This window comes from Chromatiaceae bacterium, from assembly GCA_016714645.1.
In the GTDB taxonomy this organism is placed as follows: domain Bacteria; phylum Pseudomonadota; class Gammaproteobacteria; order Chromatiales; family Chromatiaceae; genus M0108.
In genome coordinates this window covers 974,901-996,192 of record JADKCI010000002.1, presented here as the reverse complement: position 1 = coordinate 996,192, position 21,292 = coordinate 974,901, and the positions used below count along the sequence as shown (strand labels likewise).

Below are 21,292 nucleotides of genomic sequence, written 5' to 3'. Positions count from 1 at the left end.
CTCAGAGAATGACCGCGAAGGTGGCGAGAATCATGAGGACGAGGTAGCGAGGCCGGGCGAGCAGCTCCTCGACCTGATTGGCCTGGATGCCCAGGCGGTGGATCGCCTCCAGCAACCCCTGCCCGCCGCCCCGCAGCACCAAGCGTTGCTCGAACCAGAAGAGGGCATTCGCCACCCGCTCCAGGGTGCGTCCCAGCAGACCTCGCCCGCGGACGATCGTCTCCTCCGCCGTGAGCCAACCCTCCTCCCCGTCCAGCGAGGTGCCCAGGGAGGAGAGTTCGAGGGCCTGGCCAGGCAGGCCGATGATGCGACTGACCACCTTGCCGTCCAGGTCCATGACATCGCGGGCCATGGCCTGGGCCGGTCGCGCCAGGAAGGCATCCGCCAGGGCATCGAGCCAAAAACCCTGCAGGGCCGCCTCTTGCAGCCCGCACCGCCGCGCCAGCCAGGCAGGGACCGGCCGCACGGGCCGGCTGATGCGCTGCATCAGGGCCGGGGCATGCAGGAATTGATAGGCCCGCCAAAGGGCGTGCAGGGCCAGATGCCAGGCCGCCAGGCTATACCAGCCCAGGCCGATCCAGAGAAACATGAGGCCCACCTGAGCGGTGGTGGAGAACATGAGGGAACTCTTGACGTCCGTCCGCGCTAGGCCCACCAGCCAGCCATAGAGGGCCGTGAGGGCGCCCAGCAGGGCGATCAGGCTGGAGATGGCCGGGGTCGTCTCCAGCAAGGGCTCCAGACGGATGAGCAGGTAAACCCCGGCATGGACCATGAGGGCGCCATAGAAGATGGCGCTGGAGGGGGTAGGTCCCTCCAGGGCGCGGGCGATCCAGGGGGCAAAGGGCAGTTGCGCCGACTTGGCCAGGGCCGGCAGCAGAAAGGCCAGGGCGATGAGATCCCCCTTGATGGGGTCCAGGGCCTGATCCGGCCGGAGGGGCCAATCGATGCGGCCCATCCAGAGATAGGCTAAAAAGATCCCCAGCAAAAATCCGGCATCGCCGATGCGGTTCGCAATGAAGGCGCGCTGGGCATTAGCAACCGCCACGGGGCGCTCGAAGTTATAGGCAATGAGCAGATAGGAGGCCACCCCCGCCAACTCCCAGCCGATGAAGGCCAGCACGGCATTGCCCCCCATTACGATCAGCTCCATGGCCCCCATGAAGAGCGACAGCAGCAGGAAAAAACGCGGGAAGCCCGCCTCCCGGTGCAGATAGTTTACCGAGAACTTCATGGTGATCAGGGCCACGAAAGCGACCAGCAGGAGCAGCGAGAGCCCCAGGCCATCCAGGGTGAAGACGATATCCGCCCGCAAGTCACCGCTGACCAGCCAGGACCCGACCCGAACCTGACCTGGGGGACCCATCACCAGGGCCTGAATCCCGATCAGAACCGCCAGGCCGAGGGATAGGGCCGCTGCCCCGACCGCGACCCGCGCGGTCCAGCGTTCCCCCGCCTCGCCCCGGTTACCCAGGAGGACATAGGCACCGGCGATCCATGTGGCGGCCAGCAGGGGCAAGAGGGGTATCAGCCAGGCAAATGCGAACATGGGATCAGACTCAATCGCCAATCAGAATAGGGTCCAGGGGTTCCATGAAGCCCATAAAGTGGGCGGAGGAACGCGAAACCCTCGCCAAGGGTCGCCCTGGCCCTGGCCACTCGACCCAACCCCTGGCCGGTTCGAATATCCGGATCTCGGGGGAATCCGGATCCTTGGCGGCGAGCAGGAGCCAGCCATTGCCGATCAATTCCTGGAGCGGCGGCTGACGCTCATAAATGGCCGTCAAGACCCGGGTGTTGGCCTCCACGATCACCAGCAGCCGCATGGCTTCGTGAATCTCGATCATCTGGCGGGGGAGACCGGTGCGCAGGTCGGAACCGGCCCCATCCATAACCCCAAAGAAGCCAGCGACGTTATGAGTGATTTTGGAGCCAGCCCCGTAACGATCATTGTCCACGGTCGAGAAGTAATACTCCAGGCTAATGCCGGCCCCCACGGGCCCGTTGGCCAGGAGCAGCGGCTCCAGCAGGGTACCGTCCGGGTCCTTGGTCGCGTCGTAGGAGATGAGGAAGGCCCGACGGTCAAAAAAGGCCCCCTGGCTCATGGCCCGCCGGCCGATGAAGGCGCAGGCGTTGGTGGCGTGGCCGAGTTCCGGCCGCGCCTGACTGAAGTCCAGGCCACGTTCCATGACGTGGGCCAGGGCCTGGTCCGGGGTCGGCTGGGCCGGCGCGGAAAAGAACTTGCGGCAGCGTTCCTGGGCATGGAGACGCACCGCCCGCCCCAGACTGATCTCCAGCCGCTGGAAGTCGCCCGCCCTCGCGACGGGGAGCCGATCCAGATCGTACCAGAGGATGGCCTCGCTGCAGGTGTTGTGCTCAGCCCCCAGGAACCAGCAATCCTCGGGGATATCCAGGCCCTGCTCCCGCAGCCGAGCGCGGGTCTCGGGCCGATTGGCCATGGCGGCGAACAGCCGTGCGTTGGGGCCGCTGTGGTTGCCACTGCAGGCCCCGCAGTCATAGGCGGCGAGGTGGGGGTTGTTATCGCTGTCCGAGCCATGGCCCATGATGACGACCAGGGGGGCAAAGCCGGTATCCAGGCCCATGACTCTCAGGAGGCCCGCCACCCGTCGCGCCTGTTCCGCCGTCACGAAACCGGCCTGGACATTCTCTGGACTGGGCTCCCCCTGGTAGCAATCCACCGTGGCGGCCAGTTCCGTGGCGACACTCACATCGAAATCATGCCGCAGTCGACCGACCCACTCGCCAAAACCCCGGGGGGCGGCCACCTTACCCACCAAGGCCAGGGTCGCCACCGGCGCGGCCAGCAGAATGCCCAGGGTCGAGGTCACCAGGTTGCGGCGGAGTTCCTGATGCAGGAGGTCGCGTAGCCACAACCGCCAGCCGCGCCGGCGGCGATGACGGTCCAGCAGGTCCGCCGCTCCGGTTTGGGCCACTTCCCGCACCTGGTGCGAGGGCGTCAGGACCACGGGGCAGAGGGCGGTGGCTGACCCGTCGTCCAGGCCCTGCCACCAGTGGGAGACGCCGAAATGGGCGGCGGCTCCCAGGGTCTCCACACCCGGATCGACTTCCTCCAAATGCCGACGCATACCCTCCTCCCGGTCATCCATGCAGAAGACCAGTTGCGCGGAGGGACGGCTATTCCGGCTATTCCAGCGCCCTCGGCCCTGATTATTGACGAGGGCGTTAAAGATTTGGTCCCGGTAATGATTCTCGAAGGCCCGCAGCCAGATGGAGCCGGCGGTTCCCTTATCCAGGCGATCAAGGCACTGGAAGATGAGCAAGAGCTGGGCCGGGTCCAGATCCCGCAGGGCCGCGCCCGACATCCCCAGATGCTGGGCCAGCCGGAAGAGGGGCCAGGCACGTTGAAAAAGATCCCGACCCAGACGCACCGCCGCGGGGCTCCAGCGCCAGGCCCAGATGAGTTGGGCCAAGGGGTGCCAATGCTCGGGCCGGGCCTGTTCCAGGGTATCCTGCCGGGACCTTACCAGGCGCTGGGCGCGGCTGGCCAGATATTCCGGCAGGGGCCCGGTAAAGAGGGACCAACGCACCAGGAATTCCATTGGGTGGTTGCCGAAGTGCTGGTTCAGGGCGCCGAGGTTGGGCGCGATTTCCCACTCCTCGGCGCAGAGACGCCGGGCATAGAGGCGCTCCAGGATGAGACGCACCGCCAGATAATCCAGCATGCCGACCGGCTGACTCCATCCCTTATAGTCCGGATGCCGGTGGCGCCACAGCCAGATGCCGGACCAGCCCGGCATCTCCAGGGCCAGGCGTTCCAGATAGCCGGGCCAACGGTCTGGGGGCAGTCCCAGGCGCTCCAGTTCCGCTATCAGGGCCTCCAGGGGGTCCTCGGGCAGGTCGTCGAGGTCCCGGGTCCAGTCCTCCAGCCCCAGCAGCCGCCAGCCCGGGTTGATCCGGGCCAGTTCCCGCCAGCAGGCATAAAAACCCGCGCCCCGGTGGGCCGCATGCCAGGCAGCCAGTCCCTGGTCGAGGAAGTTGGCCAATTGCCGAATGAGGTAGGGACGGATCTCGTCCAGCAGATCGCGGCCCGTCAGCAACCTCAGGAGTCCGGTCAAGGTGAGGTCCTGACCAACCCGCTCCATCAGGGCCTTGAGTTCGTCACGCACCAGGCGGCTGATGCGCCGCTGGAGCAGGTGATGGGCGCCCTCGCTGGCACCCTCCCCCTGCAATTCCATTTGCATGGCCTCCAGACGTTCCGGGGTCAGGTCCACCAGTTCCTCAGGGTGGAGCCGGTACCAGCTCAAGTCCAGCCGTTCAAGGCAGGCGCTCCAGAGATCGGCGATGCTCTCGCCCTGCCCTAAGCCACTAGCGGCCAGCAGCCGGGCGCGCACCTCCGGGGGGACATCATCCTGGAAACGATCCAGGGCACCCATCTCCTCAAGTTCCCAGGCCAACTGATTATTGGCGATGGGCTCCAGGGGGTGGAGCAGGGCCAGCAGGTAGATGTCGCGGCTCAATACCGGACCCGTCGGGGTCGCGAACAGCATTTCGCCGGGGGCCAATGCCGATTCCGCGTCCAGGACTTGCACCAAATCCCGCCGCTCGATGCGGCCCTGACGATAGTAAGCGCGAAACTTCTCCTGACTGAGATAGCCCGCGGCGCCGTTCAGGTGATGGGCCTGGGCCAGGGCCTCGGGAAAGGGCAGATGCTGGAAGCCGTGGAGGGTGTTGTGATGCACAAAGTCCCGGAGCGGGGCCTGACCGGGGAGGACGTGATCCAAATGCTCGATGGCGGCCAGAATCCGCGCGCGGTTGCCGGTCTCGGGCTCCGCCGGGGGCGATAGACTCGGATGGGACAAGGTTCGATCCCCTTCAGGAGGCCGCGAGTACCGCGCCAAAACGGGCCACGCTGGCCCCTACGAGCTGCAGAATGGCGGCGGGAAAGAGGCCCAGTAGCAGGAAACCGGCGGTGAGCACCCCCGCGGCCAGTAATTCCGTGGGTCCCAGGTCTGGCACCCCCGCCATCTCCGGGCGCACGGGCCCCGTGAAGAGGCGGCCGACGGTGCGGATGGCGTAGGCGGCGCTGATGAGGACGCCCAGGCTCAGAATCGCCACCCAGCCCCCCCAGACCTGGAAGCCGCCGATCAGGGCATGGAGCTCGGCGATGAAACCCGCCGTCCCCGGCAGGCCGACGGCGGCAACGAAAGCCAGGATGGTGAAGAAAGCAAAGCGCGGCATGACCCGCACCAGGGAGCTGTAATGGCCGATCTCCCGGGTGTGGGTCCGCTCATAGAGGAGGCCGATGAGCAGGAAGAGGGCTCCCGCCACCAGTCCGTGGGCCACCATCTGCAACAAGGCCCCGGTGAGACCGGCGACGTTGAGGGCGGCGATACCCAGCAGCACCACCCCCATGTGGCTCACCGAGGAATAGGCCACCATGGCCTTGAGGTCCGTCTGGCGCCAGGCCAGCAGGCCGCCGTAAAGGAGGCTGATCATGGCCAGGACTACCAGCAGGGTCTGGAGCGCCAGCACGGCCTCCGGCAACATCTGGGCGGCCCGGATTAGGCCATAGGAGCCCATCTTGAGCAGGATGCCCGAAAGCAGGATGGAGACCGGGCTCGGGGCCTCGACGTGGGCCAGGGGCAGCCAGCCGTGGATGGGGAAGATGGGCATCTTGACCCCGAAGCCCACGAGCAGACCCAGAAAGATCATGACCTGGGTCTCCCGGTTCAGGCCCGGTCCACCCGCGGCCAGGTCCGCCATGGCGAAGGAATGGACACCCACGGCATCGAAGACCACCAGCAGGGCGATCAGCATAAAGACGGAACCGCCCATGGTGTAGAGGACAAAGTTCAGCGCCGCGCCATGGCGGTTTTTGCCGCCCCAACCGTCGATGAGAAAGAAGAGGGGGATCAGGACCAGTTCCCAGAAGACATAGAAGATGGACCAGTCCTGGGCCATGAAGACGCCGAGGGTGGCCGATTCTAGGATCAGCATCAGGGCATAGTAACCCTTGACTCGCTCCCGGATGCCCCGCGAGGCCAGGAGGGCGACCAGGCACAGGAGGGTCGCCAGCAGCACCATGGGCAGGGAAAAACCGTCGAGGCCCAGGGCAATGGCCGTGCCCATGCGGGGATTCCAGCTATAGTGCTCGAACCACTGAACGCCCCCCGCCCGGGCGTCGAACCACCCCAGCAGGCCCCAGGCCAGGACCAGCGTCAGGAGCGCGACGAGGATGGCGGTCCAGCGGATGAGGGCGATGCGACCACCCGGTAGCATGCCCACCAGCAGGGCGCCAAATACCGGGAACAGCAGCAGGATGCTTAGGACGGGGACTGAGTTCATTCTGGCAACCTGGCGGCGCGGGGACGCGGCAATGCCAGCGGCACGGCGGACCGGGTGGGCATCAGACCACCGCGGCTCCTTGGCGGATGTAGGCCAGCGCCCGGTCGATGCGGCGCAGGGTCGCCTCCTTGCCGACCAGGTGCAGGGTGATGTCGATGCCCGGCGAGGCGGCCCGGCCGACGGCGGCGACGCGCAGAGGCTGGGCGACCTTGCCCAGATTCAGTCCCAGTTCCTCGGCGACCCGGTGCACGGTATGTTCCAGGGTCACCGGTTCCCAGTCCTCCAGGGCAAGCATGTCCAGGCGGTCGCGCAGGCGCTCCAGGGGTTCCGCCGCCACCGGGCCCAGGTGCTTCTTGGCCGCGCCCTCCTCGTAATCGTCAAAATCCCGATAAACAAAGGCGCTGATACGCGCCAGTTCCACCAGGGTCTTGGCGCGGGCGGCCTGGGCCGCGACGACGCTTGTCAGGTCGGCGCCCTCGGCGGGATCGATCCCCAGATCCCCCAGATGGGGCCGCAGCAGGTGGGCGATACGCCGGGGATCCGCGTGCTGAATGTAGTGCTGGTTGAGCCAGTCCAGTTTGTCGGTGTTAAAGGCCGCGGCCGCCTTGTTGACCTGGCCGATGTCAAAAAGCTCGACCATCTCCTCCAGGGAGAAGATCTCCCGATCGCCGTGGGACCAGCCCAGGCGCACTAGGTAATTGAGCAGGGCCTCGGGCAGATAGCCCTGGTCCCGGTAGGCCACCACGCTGACGGCGCCATGGCGCTTGGACAGGCGCGAGCCATCGTCGCCCAGGATCATGGGGACATGGGCGTAATGCGGCGGCTCCTTGCCCAGGGCGCGCAGGATATTGATCTGGCGCGGGGTGTTATTGATGTGGTCGTCACCGCGGATGACGTGGGTAATGGCCATATCGGCGTCATCGACCACCACCGTCAGGTTGTAGGTGGGGGCGCCATCGCTGCGGCGGATGATGAGGTCGTCCAGTTCCCGGTTATCGAAGGCCATGGACCCCCGGATCAGGTCATCCACCACCACCTGGCCCGTATCCGGGTTACGGAAGCGGATGACGTGGGGCTGGCTCGGGTCCAGGTCGCGATGACGACAGAGGCCGTCGTAGCGCGGTTTGAGCTTGGCCGCCATCTGTTCCTCGCGCAGGGCGTCCAGCCGTTCTTTCGGGCAGTCGCAACGATAGGCCAGGCCCTTGGCCAGGAGTTCGTCGATGACCTGGTTGTAGCGGTCGAAGCGATGGGTCTGGTAGAAGGGCCCCTCGTCATACTCCAGCCCCAGCCAGGCCATGCCCTCCAGGATGGCGTTGACCGACTCCGCCGTGGACCGCTCCAGGTCCGTGTCCTCGATGCGCAGGATGAAGCGCCCCCCATGCCGGCGGGCAAAGAGATAGGAAAACAAGGCGGTACGGGCGCCTCCCACATGCAGATAGCCAGTCGGGGAAGGGGCGAAACGGGTACGGACGGTCATGGCTATCCAGGGGGCATGGGACGGAAGGAAGCGATTTTAGCAAAAGCCAAGACTCAGGCGGGGACGAAAAAATCCTTGATCCCATTAATCCGAGACCAGATTTACCCCTTGTTCGAGAAAAATTGCGGAACCGGACGCACAGGCAGGCCCCGGGATCACGAAGAAGCAGGGAGGCTCAAACAGGATGATATGGGGGGCGGGTTCCAACGCCAGATCGCGGGAACCCGCCAGCTTTAAAGCCAATAGGTGCTCAGACCGAGTCCTTCAACATCATTTCCTTGATGTGGCCGATGGCCTTGGTGGGATTGAGGCCCTTGGGGCAGACCTCGACGCAGTTCATGATGCTATGGCAGCGGAAGAGCTTGTAGGGGCCCTCCAGGAAGTCCATGCGCTCGGCGCTGGCCTGGTCACGGCTGTCGGCGAGGAACCGATAGGCCGTGAGCAGGGCCTGGGGACCGAGAAACTTATCCGGGTTCCACCAGAAGGAGGGGCAGAAGGTGGAACAACAGCCGCACATGATGCACTCGTAGAGGCCATCCAGCTTGTCGCGGTCCGCGGGTGACTGCGGAATCTCCTGCTCGGGCGTGGGTTCCTTGCGCTTGAGCCAGGGTTCCACGGCCTTGTATTGCTCATAGAACTGGGTCATGTCCACGACCAGGTCGCGGACGACGGGCCGCCCCGGGAAGGGCCGCACCTCGATCGGTTCCTTGAGATCGGCGATAGCGGTGACACAGGCGAGCTTGTTGGTGCCATTGACGTTGACGCCATCGGAACCGCAGACACCCTCGCCGCAGGAGTGACGGAAGGCGAAGGTCTCGTCCTGGGCCTTGATGGCCTTGAGGGCATCGCGCAGCATCATGCCGCGATGGGTCTCGACCTCGAATTCCTGCATGCGGGGCTTCTGGCCCAGCTCGGGATCATAGCGATAGACACGGAATTTCATGTTTTCCCTCCACCTGGCTCAATAGACGCGCTCTTTCGGCGGGAAACTCTCCACCGTCAGGGGCTTGGTCCGCACCGGCTTGTAGTCCAGCCGGTCACCCTCCTGGAAGTAGAGGGTGTGTTTCATCCAGTTGACATCATCGCGCTTGGGGAAGTCGGGACGCGAATGGGCGCCGCGGCTTTCCTGACGCGTGAGGGCGGAGGCGGCGATGGCCATGCCCACATCAAGCAGATTCTCGAGTTCCAGGGCCTCGATGCGGGCGGTGTTGAAGACCTTGGAGTGGTCGGTGAGCCGCACCTCGCCGAAGGCGGCGCGGATCTCCTTCATCTTATCCAGGCCCTCGGACATGATCTCCTCGGTGCGGAAGACGCCGGCATGATCCTCCATGCAGCGGGTCAGCTTCTCGCGGGTCTCGTGGACGCTCGGGCCCTTGCCCCGCTGATCCCACCGCGACAGCCGCGACATGACCCCATCCAGGCTGGCGGGATCGATGGTGCGATGGAAGGGGTTTTCCTTGACGTAATCAATGATGTTCTTGCCCGCCAGGCGGCCAAAGACCAGGATGTCGAGCAGGGAGTTGCCGCCCAGGCGGTTGGCGCCATGGACCGAGGCGCAGGCGCATTCACCGGCGGCGTAGAGCCCCGGTACCGCATCCTCGCCGGCACCAGCCGGCGTCATGACGCGGCCAAAGCGGTCGGTGGGGATACCCCCCATAAGGTAGTGGGCGGTGGGGAAGACCGGAATGGGCTCGACCACGGGATCGACGCCGGCGAAGATACGGCTGCTCTCGCGGATGCCCGGCAGGCGCTTGGCGATGACGCTCTCGCCCAGGTGATCCAGCTTGAGGAGGACGTGATCGGCCTTGGGGCCCAGCGCCACGCCCCTCCTTGATCTCGGTGACAATGGAGCGGGAGACCACGTCGCGGCTGGCGAGATCCTTGGCCTTGGGGGCATAGCGCTCCATGAAGCGTTCCCCACGCCCGTTGAGAAGATAACCGCCCTCGCCACGGACGCCCTCGGTGATCAGCATCCCCTTGCCCGCGATACCGGTGGGATGAAACTGGAAAAACTCCATGTCCATCAGGGGCACGCCGGCGCGCAGGGCCATGGCCATGCCATCGCCGGTGTTGATGTGAGCGTTGGAGGTGGTGCGGAACACCTGACCGCAGCCGCCGGTGGCCAGCAGGGTGGTCTTGGCCTCGATCAGCAGGGGCTCGCCGGTCTCGATCTCCAGGACCAGGGCGCCGCAAATCACGCCCTCGGCGTCCTTGATCAGATCCAGGGCGAAGAACTCATCGAAGAAGTGGGTCTTGGCGCGGAGGTTCTGCTGATAGAGGGTATGGAGGATGGCGTGACCGGTACGGTCCGCTGCGGCGCAGGTGCGGGCGGCCTGGTCGCCGCCAAAGTTTTGGGTCATGCCACCGAAGGGACGCTGGTAGATCTTGCCATTGTCCGTGCGGGAAAAGGGCACCCCCGCATGTTCCAGCTCGTAGACGGTGGGGATGGCCTCCCGGCACATGAACTCGATGGCATCCTGGTCACCCAGGTAGTCCGATCCCTTGACGGTATCGAACATGTGCCAATGCCAGTTGTCCGGCAGGACGTTGGCCAGGGCGGCGTTGACCCCACCCTGGGCGGCGACCGTATGGGAGCGGGTCGGGAACACCTTGGAGACCACCGCCACGCGCAGATCGGCGTTGGCCAGTTGGATCGCCGCGTTGAGCCCGGCCCCGCCCGCGCCCACGATCAGGGCGTCGAAGTTTCGCTTGTTTAATGACATATCATTCTCGCATTCAGTTCTCGCCTGGCCCTAGCCCACCAGGACGATGACTTTGAGGGCCCAGAGGCCGCAGCCAATCAGTCCCAGCGCCAGCAGGCTCAGGGCCGTGACGCGGATGGCGGTGGGGTGCACATAGTCGATGATGGCGTCACGCACGCCAACCCAGGCATGGAGCAAGAGCAGGCCGACGAAGATCAGGAAGCCTATGCCGACCAGGGGCTGGCTCAGCCAGGCCATCCATTCGGCGTGATTCGCCGGCGGCCCAAAGGCTAGGGAGAGGAGGAGATAGGGAAAGTACAGCAGCAGGGCGATCGCGGTCACGCGCTGGAAAATCCAGGCCCGCAGTCCCGAGGCTTGACGGCTCATGACAGTGCTCCCAACAGGATGAGGGCCAGGACCGGGCCACCCGCCAGCACCCCCCAGGCCGTTTGCCGGTACAGAGGCTTCTCGATGCCGACATCGATATCAAGCATCAGATAGCGGATGCCCGCCAGAAAATGGTGCATCAGCGCCCACAGGAAGAGGAACAGAAAGGCCTTGAAGGGCCAACTGGCAACCATTGTTGCCGCCGCGTCAAAACCCGCCGGGTTGGACACCGAGAGGGCCAGGATATGGATGAAATAGGGCAGGGTGAGGACCATGGCCACGCCGCTGATGCGGTGACCAATCGACATGACCCCCGCCACCGGGAGCCTGATCACCATTAAATTTAGAAAGAAAGGTCGTTTTTGGGTGGTAATCATCGTTACATTCCGGTTTTTTTAACCAAACCTCGGGACCTGTCCTTCCTGGTCCAGCCCCAAGCCGCAAGCGGCACCCGAGGTGCCACTGTCGAGCCGCGCCTGGCGCTGTTGTCAGCCACCTGGCGCGAGTCGAAGAGAGCAGAGCATGTCTAGGGGACTCCTTGGCCTGACCTATCGCCGCCTGCCTTTAACGTCGTAACAATCGCATATTTGGTGCGCCGCAGCAATCCCGATTTAATCTCTGGATAATCCTTCGAGATTTTTACTGCTATTTTAGGTGGTTATTGCTCCAGGCCCTGAATATCCACATTATCTAGGGCCGGGCCTGTTATGGAACTGGTCTGGCCTGCAGGTGCCGTCCCGCCAGCCAGACCAGCAGCAGCACGGGTACACCGATCAGGGTGGTAAAGACAAAGAAGGCCGGATAGCCGATGGCCTCGACCATGGTGCCTGAATAGCCGCCCAATACCTTGGGTAGCAGGGTCATCAGGGAGCTGAAAATGGCGTACTGGACGGCGGTAAAGGCGACGCTGGTCAGGCTCGACAGAAAGGCGACAAAGGCGGCGCTGGCGAGTCCCGCCGCCAGATTGTCCGCCGCCACGGCCAGATAGAGGACCGCGGCATCATTACCCACCCAGGCCAGCCAGACGTAAATGAGATTGGTCGCCGCCGAGAGGATGGCGCCGAGCATGAGGATACGCATGACCCCGAAGCGGTTGGCCATCAGACCGCCAAGCAGGCCGCCCGCGATACTGACGACGACGCCAAAGGTCTTGACCGCCGTGGCGATCTGGTTCTTGGTGAAGCCCATGTCCTGATAAAAAACATTGGAAATCACCCCCAACACGATGTCCGAGATGCGGTACAGGCCGATCAGGGCCAGGAGCAGCAGGGCCGCGCGGGTGCCATAGCGACCGAAGAAGTCCTGGACGGGCGCGACCCAGGTCTCCCGGGCCATGGCCTGGTCCACCACCCCCCACCGCACCAGCAGCCAGCCGGTCAGCCCCGCCATCAGGATCGCCACCAGGAAATGCAGGCTTTCCACCAGGAAGCCGGCCAAGGGCCCCTGCCCCATCGGCCCCTGGAGGGCCGCGAAGACGCCACCGCTCAGGAAGAAGGTCGCCACGAAGGCCGTGGCCGCGCTGGCGAAGACGATCACCAGCCGGAAGTAATCCCAGGCCCCGTAGCGCCGGGTAGCCAGCCGCCCGGATACCGGCTCGGGGATCAGGAGGGTGGTGGCGATACCCATCAGCATGGCCCCGGCCATGGCGATGTAGGTCCAGCGCCAGGCCGCGAAGACATACTGCTCGGCGGTTGAACCCAGGGCGGCGGCCAGATAGAGGGCGCCCGCCCCCGAGACCACCATGCCGACCCGATAGCCGGCGATGTAGGTCGCCGACATCATGGCCTGAAGGCTGGTCTCCGCCGCCTCGATACGATAGGCATCGATGACGATGTCCTGGGTCGCCGCCGAGAATCCAAGCAGCACCGCCGCCAGGGCCATGCGGGTCAGACTGCTGCCCCCCTGTGCCGGGTCTATGGCCGCCATAAGCAGGATAGCGCTGGCGATAGCCAGTTGAGCGACGAGCAGCCAGGCGCGGCGGCGACCCAGCCAGCGCGTCAGCAGCGGCAGCGGCAGGCGGTCGATGAGCGGTGCCCAGACAAATTTGAAGGAGTAGCCCAGGGCCGCCCAACTGAAGAAGGTCACCGCCCCGCGATCCACTCCCGCCTCACGCAGCCAGAGGGACAGAGAGGAAAAGATCAGCAGCAGCGGAATCCCGGCGGAAAAGCCGAGAAAACACATGGCGATGACGCGGCTATCGAGAAAGGGACGCAGGGTGGCCCGCCAGGAGGCGTGGGCGGGCTTAGGGTTGGTCATCATGCTGGACATCACTTGCTGGGCATCGAGGGAATAGGGCGCACCGGGAGAGGGTCCCCGCCATGGGAAGCCTTCACGAGCACGTTTCAGGCTATTGTTGCAGGACGTAGTGCCCCGGTGCGGCCTCCAGGGGCGGATACTCGACGTTGCCCAAGGCGGGTGGCGGTACCAAAGGGCCACAGCGTTCGCCCAGCCATTGGGTCCAGTCTTCCCACCAGGAACCCGGATGCTTGTCCAGGCTTTCCAGCCAGTTATCCGGATCCTGCGGGCCGGTGGCGTCGCCCACCCAGTAGCGCCGCTTGGGAGGCGTCACGGGGGGGTTGATGACCCCGAGGATATGGCCAGAGGTGGCCAGCACATAGCGGGCAGGCCCGCCGATCAGGCCGCAGAGTCGGAAGGTGTATCGCCAGGGGGCGATATGGTCCTGCTCGGCGCCGACGGCGTAGAGCGGTTGCCGGATCGCCCCCAGATCCAGCGGGCGCCCGCCCATCTCCAGGCTTCCTGGCTGTGCCAGCCGGTTCTTAAGATACAACTCCCGCAAATAGAAGTCGTGCATGGCCGCGGGCATACGGGTGGCATCGCAGTTCCAGAAGAGCACCTCGTTGGGGGCCAGGGCCTCGCCATAGAGGTAGCGGTGAACCACGTAATGCCAGATCAAACTGTTGGGTCTCAGCAACCGGAAAGCGGTGGCCATGTCGGCCCCGTCCAGGTAGCCCCTGGCGGCCATGCGCTCTTGCAGGAAATCCAGGCTGCCGGGACTCAGGAAGGCCCCGATGGCGCCGGGATCGCTGAAGTCCACCAGGGTGGTCAGGGTGGACCAATGGGGGACGGGGTTGGGAGGGGTCTCCTGGCCCCCGGGGGCGGCCGCCAGCCAGGCCAGCAGCATGGCCAGGGCGGTGCCACCCAGACAATATCCCGCGGCGTGGACCTGGGGTACGCCGCAGATGGCGCGCGCCGCTTCCAGCACCGGCAGGACGCCACCCAGCACATAATCTTCCAGGGTCGTCTCCTTGGCCTCGGGACCGGGATTCCGCCAACTGGTGACAAAGACGGTAAACCCCTGCTCGACCAGATACCGGACCAGGCTGATGCCAGGGCTCAGGTCCATGATGTAGTACTTGTTGATCCAGGGTGCCACCAGCACCACCGGGATGGCATGCACTGCGGGGGTCGCCGGGGCGTACTGAATCAGCTCCAGTAATTCGTTACGCAACACCACCTGACCGGGGGTGATCGCCAGGTCCTTGCCGACCTGGAAGGCATCGGGCTCCACCATCCGCACCTCACCCGCCATCGCCTCGCGCAACCAATGATCGAGGCCATGGACTAGGCTAAGTCCCTGGCTGGCGATGGCGCGCCGCAGGGCTTCTGGGTTGGTCCAGAAAAAATTGCTGGGAGCCATGGCATCCAGCCATTGCCTCAACCAGAAGGCCGCCCGCTCACGCTGTTTGTGGTCCATATCCTCGGTAGCGTAGATGGCATCCTGCAACCAGCGACCGTAAAGAAGATACATATCCTTGAGAAAGCAAAATCCGGGCAACTCAGTCCAAGAGGGATCTTGGAAACGTTCGTCGCGGACATGGGCATCCAGCGCGGGCTCGCTAGGAAGATTGAGGGCGGTTTGGATGAGGTGATCACGAATCTGGGCGGATTCGAGGGCCAGGTCTTGCAAGCTGGCGGTCAACCGTTCGGGATGACGAATCCAGGCTTGTTGTAACGCCAGGGTGGACCCGAGGATATCAAACGGATCGTAGGGCAGCGCGATCTGGGGTGAAGGGGTTCGGCCGGGCGAGGGGGGGATGGGCATCTGGGTCTCCTGCTTCACCGCAGGTGTTGGGCGAGGTAACATCTTCTAACCTATCGGTTTCTTGGCGACCTTCAACCTTCCACCGCGAAGCCACCGGGGCAAAGTCTAACAGAATGTTTCCCGGGACCGCTGGTGGCGCCAGAATCCGACCCCATACATGAACATTGAGGTTACCATGTTAGCCCAGTCGCGATACCCAACCGCCGCCAGCCAAAGCCCCGGTTCTGGTGGCCCTGATCAGCGGGAACCCCTATGCCCGATCCCAACCTCTTCGACGAAGGTGATCCCAGCCAATGGCGCCTGGCCATCCGGGTCCTGGCCATGCCCGCCGATACCAATGCCGCGGGTGATATCTTCGGGGGCTGGCTGATGTCGCAGGCCGACATCGCCGGAGCCACGGTGGCCGTCCAGGCGGCGGCGGGTCGGGTGGTCACCATTGCGGTCAATGAGTTCCGCTTCGTCTCCCCCGTGGCCGTGGGCGATCTGGTGGACATCTATGCCCGGGTGCAGCGGTTGGGCACCACCTCGGTCAGCGTCGAGATCCGGGCCTGGGCCCGCCGCGAAATGGACCCCGAGAGCCGTCATCATGTGGCCGTCGCCAACATCACCTACGTCGCCGTAGGCGCCGATGGGCGACCCAGGCCCATCGCCGCATCCCGCAAGACCCAGTAAATAATAAAATCAATATGTTAAAAGGAGACAGCTATGTTTGAAGCCATCAAGCTTGGCCGCAGGGTCGATAAGGAGACCTTCACCACCGAACAGGAAGAGCTGCGCACCCAGTTGCTCCTGGTTCAGCGCGAGCTATTGCAGACAGACATGCCAGTTATCATCCTGGTCGCCGGGGTTGAGGGGGCTGGCAAGGGCGGGGTGGTCAACCGGTTGCACGAATGGCTCGATGCCCGCGGCCTCCAGTCCTTCGCCTATTGGGACGAGACGGACGAGGAACGCCAGCGTCCGCGCTATTGGCGATTCTGGCGCTCCATGCCGCCGCGCGGGGAGATGGCCATCCTCTTTGGCGGCTGGTATTTGGCGCCCTTGGAGCACCGGATCCATAACCTTTGCAGCGATGCCGAACTGGACGGCGAACTCAATCGCATCGTCGATTTCGAGCGCATGCTGATCCAGGATGGGGCCCTGATCATCAAGTTCTGGTTTCACCTGTCCGAGCGAGAACAGCAGGATCGGCTCAAGGACTTGGAGCGCGACGACCGCAGCCGCTGGAAGATGCTGCCGCAGAAGGGCAAGGAGCGGGAACACTATGCCCACTTCGAGTATGTGGCGGAGCGCATGATTCGCCACACTGACCGGGGTATCTCGCCCTGGTACCTGATCGAGGCCGGGGACGTCCGCTACCGTGACCTGACCATGGGCAAGACCCTGCTCCATGCCATCAAGCAGCGTTTGAGCGAACCCCCGCCCATGGAGCCCCCCGCCACCTCCGGCCAACTGGACCTGCCGGCCAGCCCCGAGGCCCGGATCACGGTCCTGGATCATCTCGATCTGGAGCAAAAGCTGGCTTGTGACATCTACCGCACCGAATTGGCCAAGCTACAGAGCGAACTGAATGGTTTGTGTTGGGAGGCCTATAAAAAACGTCGTTCCCTGGTGATCGTCTTCGAGGGCGCCGACGCGGGCGGCAAGGGCGGCGCCATCCGTCGTTTCACCACCGCGATCGATGCCCGTCTCTACCGCGCCATACCCATCGCCGCCCCCACCGACGAGGAAAAGGCCCACCATTATCTCTGGCGCTTCTGGCGCCATATCCCCCGCTCCGGTTACCTCACTATCTTTGACCGCTCCTGGTATGGCCGGGTGCTGGTGGAGCGCGTCGAGGGCTTCGCGACCGATGCCGAGTGGCGCCGCGCCTACGACGAAATCAATCAGTTCGAGGAACAACTGGTCGAAAGCGGCGTGGTTCTGGTCAAATTCTGGCTCCAGGTCAGTGACGAGGAACAGTTGCGGCGCTTCAAGGAGCGGGAGGCCGTACCCTATAAAAAGTACAAGATCACCGCCGAGGACTGGCGCAACCGGGACAAGGCGCCCCAGTACCGCACCGCCATCAACGACATGGTGGTCTATACCAGCACGGAATCCGCCTCCTGGACCCTGGTCGAGGGCGACGACAAGCCCTTTGCCCGCATCAAGATCTTGACCACGCTGCGGGATGCCCTGCGCACAGCCCTCGATGCTGGCAGCTTTAGTAACAACAGCGGTTATGTTGCCTGTGGCAGGAGGCTGATAGAAAAAGAAAATCTGGAAAATGGCAAGCCAGGTAAAGAGAAGAAGGGCAAAAAATAACTCACAACGATGAGGAAGACCCATGGATAGCGCAAGCCTGGCGGTGGCCAATTCCCGCTGCCTGCTGGCCGTGGCCAATGCCCTGATCGTGGATCGGGGGCTGATCGCCTTTCTCAGCGACCTGGCCCCCCAATGGGGTTCCACCACCGGCAAGACCCGCTCCTACGGCGGCATGGTGAAACTGGCGGAGGTGGACACCCGCTGTATCCTACGCGTGGACTCGCGGACCGCCATCCTGCTGAACGATGCCCTTTATCGGCACGATGGTCCCTCCCGCGCCGCCGCGCAAATGGCCGAGGCCCTGCGCCATCCCGCCATCGATCCGGACGGCACCCACTGCCGGGTCAGTGTCGCCCAGATGACGCCCTTCATCATCGGCATTAGCCAGTATGCTGACGCCGAGGGCCTGACGGTGGCGCCGGATTCCCCACGCTTTCACCATCGGGTGGTGTCAATTTTGCCGGCTTGAGGTCGCGCCGGCTATCCGGCCCAGGGGCCCGAGCTAGGCACCCGACTCGGGCCCCTCTCGGTGGGTAGCGTAATGTTCCACCACATACTGATCCACCAGGCGAATGAAGTCCTCGGCAATGCCCTCCCCCTTCAGGGTCGCCACCTTCTCGCCATCGATATAGACAGGGGGCAGCGGGCCGCTCGCCATTCCCGGGGAGGCTGATGCCGATATTGGCGTGCTTGCTCTCACCCGGGCCGTTGACGACACAGCCCATGACGGCCACCCGCATGGCGACCACCCCGGGATAAGTCCGGCGCCATTCCGGCAGGCGTTGCCGCAAATGATTCTGGATATCCAGGGCAAGCTGCTGAAAGGCGGTGCTGGTGGTGCGTCCGCAGCCGGGGCAGGCGGTGACCTGGGGGGCGAAGGCCCGCAATTCCAGGGCCTGGAGGATCTCTTGGGCGACCTCCACCTCGCGGCTTCGCGGCGCGCCAGGCTCGGGGGTCAGGGAGACGCGAATGGTATCCCCGATACCCTCCTGGAGCAGCACGGCCAGCGCGGCGGTGGAGGCCACGATACCCTTGGCGCCCATGCCCGCCTCGGTCAGGCCCAGGTGCAAGGCATAATCGCCCCGCTCCGCCAGACGGCGATAAACGGTAATCAGGTCCTGGACCCCGCTCATCTTGCAGGAGAGGACGATACGATCGCGCCCCAGCCCGATGGCCTCGGCCTGACGGGCACTCTCCAGGGCGGAGGTGACCATGGCCTCGTAGGTCACTTCCCGCACCGCCGCCGGCTGGGCCAATCGGGCATTGGCGTCCATGAGGCGCGCCACCAGTTCCGGGTCAAGGCTGCCCCAGTTGACGCCGATCCGCACAGGCCGGTCATAGCGAATGGCCAGTTCGATCAGGGTCGCGAACTGGCTGTCACGCTTCTCGCCACGGCCCACATTGCCGGGGTTGATGCGGTACTTGGCCAGGGCCTGCGCGCATTCGGGGTAGTCACTGAGCAGCCGGTGGCCATTAAAGTGGAAATCCCCGATCAGCGGGACATCCAGCCCCAGGGCGTCCAGGGCCTCGCGAATGGCCGGGACGGCGCGGGCGGCCTCTTCATTGTTGACCGTGAGGCGTACCAATTCCGACCCGGCGCGGGCCAGTTCCGCGATCTGGCGCACACTGGCGGCGATATCTGCGGTATCCGTATTGGTCATGGACTGGACCACCAGGGGCGCGCCGCCCCCGATCTGGACAGGACCGACCTGGACGGCGGTAGTGGGATGGCGTTGAGGAGACATATCCGACCTGGCAATAAGTTGAGTTTGTGTCCTGCGGCTGGGCTGGAAGTGGGCCGCTGGCTCAGGGCAAGGGCGACCTGAGTCCCTGGATCAGGTCCAGGTAATCCGGTTCCTCCGGGCCGATGAAGCCATGGCGGATCAGAAAGTCGATGATGACCAGATTGCAGTTGATCTTGAAGTCATCCGTGTCCCGGACCCTGGCCATCACCTCCTCGATGGGTTGCAATTCGAACCTCGCCACCTCGCCATCCGTGTTGACCGGAAGAAAATCCGCCGGCAACTCCAGGTCGTAGCAATACATGACATCCGGCTTGAGGCCATGCTGCCCCGCCACGCAATAGGTCACGGCCCCGACGGCCACCGCCCGTGACGAGAGGGACTCGGGCATCCCCGCCTCTTCCTGGCATTCCTTATGGATATTCTCCGTCAGACCCAGGCCCCAGGGCAGACCACCCGCGGCAAGATTATCCAGATGGTCGGGAAACACGCGGCGGTCGGCGGCGCGGCGCGCGACCCACAACTGTAGGCCATCCCGCGAACGCACAAAGCCGTTGAGGTGTTGACCGTAAGCCCTTACGCCAAAATAGGGCGCGGCGGAGCGGTCGATCAACAGCCGCGGCTGGAGCCGGGTCTTGGCGGCAACCGGGTAGCGCTCGCCATGGAGGTGGCCAATGATGCCCTGGGCATGCAGGTCCTGGATGACTTCATGCAGCAGCCGGGATCGTTCTTCCAGCCCTGTCGCAGCATGGACCCAATCCACGCCCGCCTCGCCAGCGCTCAGGATAGCCGGGAAATTACGCAGATGGGGAACAAAGTCGCGGCGGATCAGACCCACCTGTTCACCCTCGACCCGGAAGGGGACGAATTGGCTGGGTTCCCAGCGGTTGCAGGCGCGGATGTGGTCGAGGTAGCTCATGGGATAAATCCCTGCGGAATGGAAATGATGAAACCGGCCTAACCGGTTGCAGGCATTGAGATAATGATAAAAGCAGCGGTTCAGCCGGCTCCGGGGAATACCCCCTACTCCACCGCCTTGGCGGCCGCCCAGAGCCGTTCCATTTCCGCCCTGACCTTGATACCAGGCGCTCGGCCCTGGGCGCGCAAGCCCTGCTCGATATATCGAAAGCGTTTTTCGAAGCGATGATTGGCGGCGCGGAGCGCCTGCTCGGCATCCACGCCCAGGTGGCGGGCCAGGTTAACGGCGACGAAGAGCAGATCCCCTACCTCGTGGACCCGGGCCCGATGGCTGGCGCCATCGGCCAGGGTCTCGGCGCACTCATCGACCTCTTCTCTAACCTTATCGAGCACTTCCGTGGCCTGATCCCAGTCAAAGCCGCCCCGCGAGGCGCGACGCTGTAGCTTTTCCGCCCGAACCAGGGCTGGCAAGGCCTGGGCTACGCCATCCAGCAGACCTGGCGGAATCTCGGCCGATTTGCGCGCCCGCTCGCTGGCCTTGAGCCGCTCCCAATGGGCATTTACCGCCGCCGCATCCCCCAGTTCCACTTCGCCAAAAACATGAGGATGGCGCCGGATCATCTTGGCGCAGATGGCGTCAACCACCTGAGGGAAATCAAAATGACCGCTCTCTTGTCCCAAGTGCGCTTGAAAGGCGATCTGGAAGAGGAGATCCCCTAACTCATCGCGCAGGGCCACCATGTCTTCCTGATCGATAGCCTCCGCCACCTCGTAGGCCTCCTCCAAGACATAGGGCAGCAGGCTACGAAAATCCTGTTGCCGGTCCCAGGGACAGCCCTTATTGGGGTCACGCAGGTGCCCCAGGATGCCCAGCAGGTCATCCAGGCCATAGGTTTGGCGCTCGGCCACCGCTTGATCCTAAAACTGCCCGGTACGCAGCAGGACCAGGGTGCAGGCCCGCTCGCTGGGGATACCCGCCAGGCCCAGGGCCTCTTCGAGTGCCGGAGATTCGGTACCCGGGTTGAGGATCACCCGACCGGGCGCCAGGGCGACGATGTCCGCGATCAGGTCGCGACTGCGTTCGGGCCCGACATACAGGGTCAAGGTGTGAACTGGCTCCTGGATCGCGTTCAGGTTCGAAGTTACCGGAATATCATCGATCCGGTCGAAATTGGGATGCACCGGCAATACCCGATAGCCCATATCATCCAGCAGCCGCAAAGCCTGATAGGCATAGCGGGCTGGTTTCGGGCTCGCTCCCAGGATCACAACGGAATGCTCGGAAGGTGTAAGAGGTAACTGCACGCTAATATCCAAAAAGTCTGACCACCAGGATGCCATGGTAGCGAAGCGCGAGTTCAGGGTCCATTCCTGGTTC

General features: G+C 64.2%; 15 protein-coding genes and 2 pseudogenes. 3 read left to right on the top strand and 14 right to left on the bottom strand.

Going from position 1 to position 21,292, the window contains the following annotated elements:
- Window position 1: 1 nt before the first annotated feature.
- The 10 genes and pseudogenes from IPN92_11640 to IPN92_11595 all read right to left on the bottom strand — a co-directional run bounded on the left by IPN92_11640 (window position 2) and on the right by IPN92_11595 (window position 14,953).
- On the bottom strand, window positions 2-1,546 hold the full coding sequence (locus tag IPN92_11640) for a hypothetical protein (protein ID MBK8638892.1): 1,545 nt from the start codon (window positions 1,544-1,546) through the stop codon (window positions 2-4).
- A 10-nt stretch (window positions 1,547-1,556) separates the two neighbouring features.
- Entirely contained in the window at window positions 1,557-4,760 is a 3,204-nt protein-coding gene (locus tag IPN92_11635; protein ID MBK8638891.1) for a DUF2309 domain-containing protein, read from the bottom strand.
- A gap of 91 nt (window positions 4,761-4,851) precedes the next feature.
- Window positions 4,852-6,324: an NADH-quinone oxidoreductase subunit M gene (locus IPN92_11630; GenBank protein MBK8638890.1), complete on the bottom strand. Its 1,473-nt coding sequence runs from the start codon at window positions 6,322-6,324 to the stop codon at window positions 4,852-4,854.
- Window positions 6,325-6,385: 61 nt separating this feature from the next.
- Window positions 6,386-7,801, bottom strand: coding sequence for a glutamate--tRNA ligase (gltX, locus tag IPN92_11625; protein MBK8638889.1), 1,416 nt, complete (start codon window positions 7,799-7,801; stop codon window positions 6,386-6,388).
- A gap of 250 nt (window positions 7,802-8,051) precedes the next feature.
- Entirely contained in the window at window positions 8,052-8,744 is a 693-nt protein-coding gene (locus tag IPN92_11620; protein ID MBK8638888.1) for a succinate dehydrogenase iron-sulfur subunit, read from the bottom strand.
- A gap of 18 nt (window positions 8,745-8,762) precedes the next feature.
- Window positions 8,763-10,524: pseudogene (gene sdhA / locus IPN92_11615) on the bottom strand (succinate dehydrogenase flavoprotein subunit).
- Window positions 10,525-10,554: 30 nt separating this feature from the next.
- Window positions 10,555-10,890: a succinate dehydrogenase, hydrophobic membrane anchor protein gene (sdhD, locus tag IPN92_11610; GenBank protein MBK8638887.1), complete on the bottom strand. Its 336-nt coding sequence runs from the start codon at window positions 10,888-10,890 to the stop codon at window positions 10,555-10,557.
- Window positions 10,887-11,267: a succinate dehydrogenase, cytochrome b556 subunit gene (gene sdhC, locus IPN92_11605; protein ID MBK8638886.1), complete on the bottom strand. Its 381-nt coding sequence runs from the start codon at window positions 11,265-11,267 to the stop codon at window positions 10,887-10,889. Before sdhC ends, sdhD begins: the two co-directional genes overlap by 4 nt.
- A gap of 328 nt (window positions 11,268-11,595) precedes the next feature.
- A complete protein-coding gene (locus IPN92_11600) occupies window positions 11,596-13,146 on the bottom strand; it encodes an MFS transporter (GenBank protein MBK8638885.1) in 1,551 nt (516 codons plus the stop codon).
- A gap of 91 nt (window positions 13,147-13,237) precedes the next feature.
- Window positions 13,238-14,953 (bottom strand): alpha/beta fold hydrolase, encoded by a 1,716-nt coding sequence (locus IPN92_11595; GenBank protein ID MBK8638884.1) that lies wholly within the window; start codon window positions 14,951-14,953, stop codon window positions 13,238-13,240.
- Between the two features lie 252 nt (window positions 14,954-15,205).
- Here IPN92_11595 and IPN92_11590 point away from each other — a divergent pair, with 252 nt between their 5' ends.
- From IPN92_11590 to IPN92_11580, 3 genes are read left to right on the top strand one after another with little or no spacing between them, the layout of a single operon-like run.
- Window positions 15,206-15,625, top strand: coding sequence for an acyl-CoA thioesterase (locus tag IPN92_11590; GenBank protein MBK8638883.1), 420 nt, complete (start codon window positions 15,206-15,208; stop codon window positions 15,623-15,625).
- 33 nt (window positions 15,626-15,658) lie between these two features.
- Entirely contained in the window at window positions 15,659-17,254 is a 1,596-nt protein-coding gene (gene pap / locus IPN92_11585; GenBank protein MBK8638882.1) for a polyphosphate:AMP phosphotransferase, read from the top strand.
- Between the two features lie 22 nt (window positions 17,255-17,276).
- Window positions 17,277-17,723, top strand: coding sequence for a hypothetical protein (locus IPN92_11580; protein MBK8638881.1), 447 nt, complete (start codon window positions 17,277-17,279; stop codon window positions 17,721-17,723).
- Between the two features lie 33 nt (window positions 17,724-17,756).
- Here IPN92_11580 and ispG read toward each other — a convergent pair.
- The 4 genes and pseudogenes from ispG to IPN92_11560 form a co-directional block, all read right to left on the bottom strand.
- A pseudogene (gene ispG / locus IPN92_11575) lies at window positions 17,757-18,999 on the bottom strand (flavodoxin-dependent (E)-4-hydroxy-3-methylbut-2-enyl-diphosphate synthase).
- A 61-nt stretch (window positions 19,000-19,060) separates the two neighbouring features.
- The gene (locus IPN92_11570; protein MBK8638880.1) at window positions 19,061-19,915 is read right to left on the bottom strand and encodes a DUF4743 domain-containing protein; all 855 of its coding nucleotides are present in this window, start codon (window positions 19,913-19,915) and stop codon (window positions 19,061-19,063) included.
- Window positions 19,916-20,019: 104 nt separating this feature from the next.
- The gene (gene mazG, locus IPN92_11565; protein ID MBK8638879.1) at window positions 20,020-20,823 is read right to left on the bottom strand and encodes a nucleoside triphosphate pyrophosphohydrolase; all 804 of its coding nucleotides are present in this window, start codon (window positions 20,821-20,823) and stop codon (window positions 20,020-20,022) included.
- Between the two features lie 9 nt (window positions 20,824-20,832).
- Complete coding sequence (locus IPN92_11560; GenBank protein ID MBK8638878.1) at window positions 20,833-21,255, bottom strand: CoA-binding protein; 423 nt, start codon at window positions 21,253-21,255, stop codon at window positions 20,833-20,835.
- Between the last annotated feature and the right edge of the window lie 37 nt (window positions 21,256-21,292).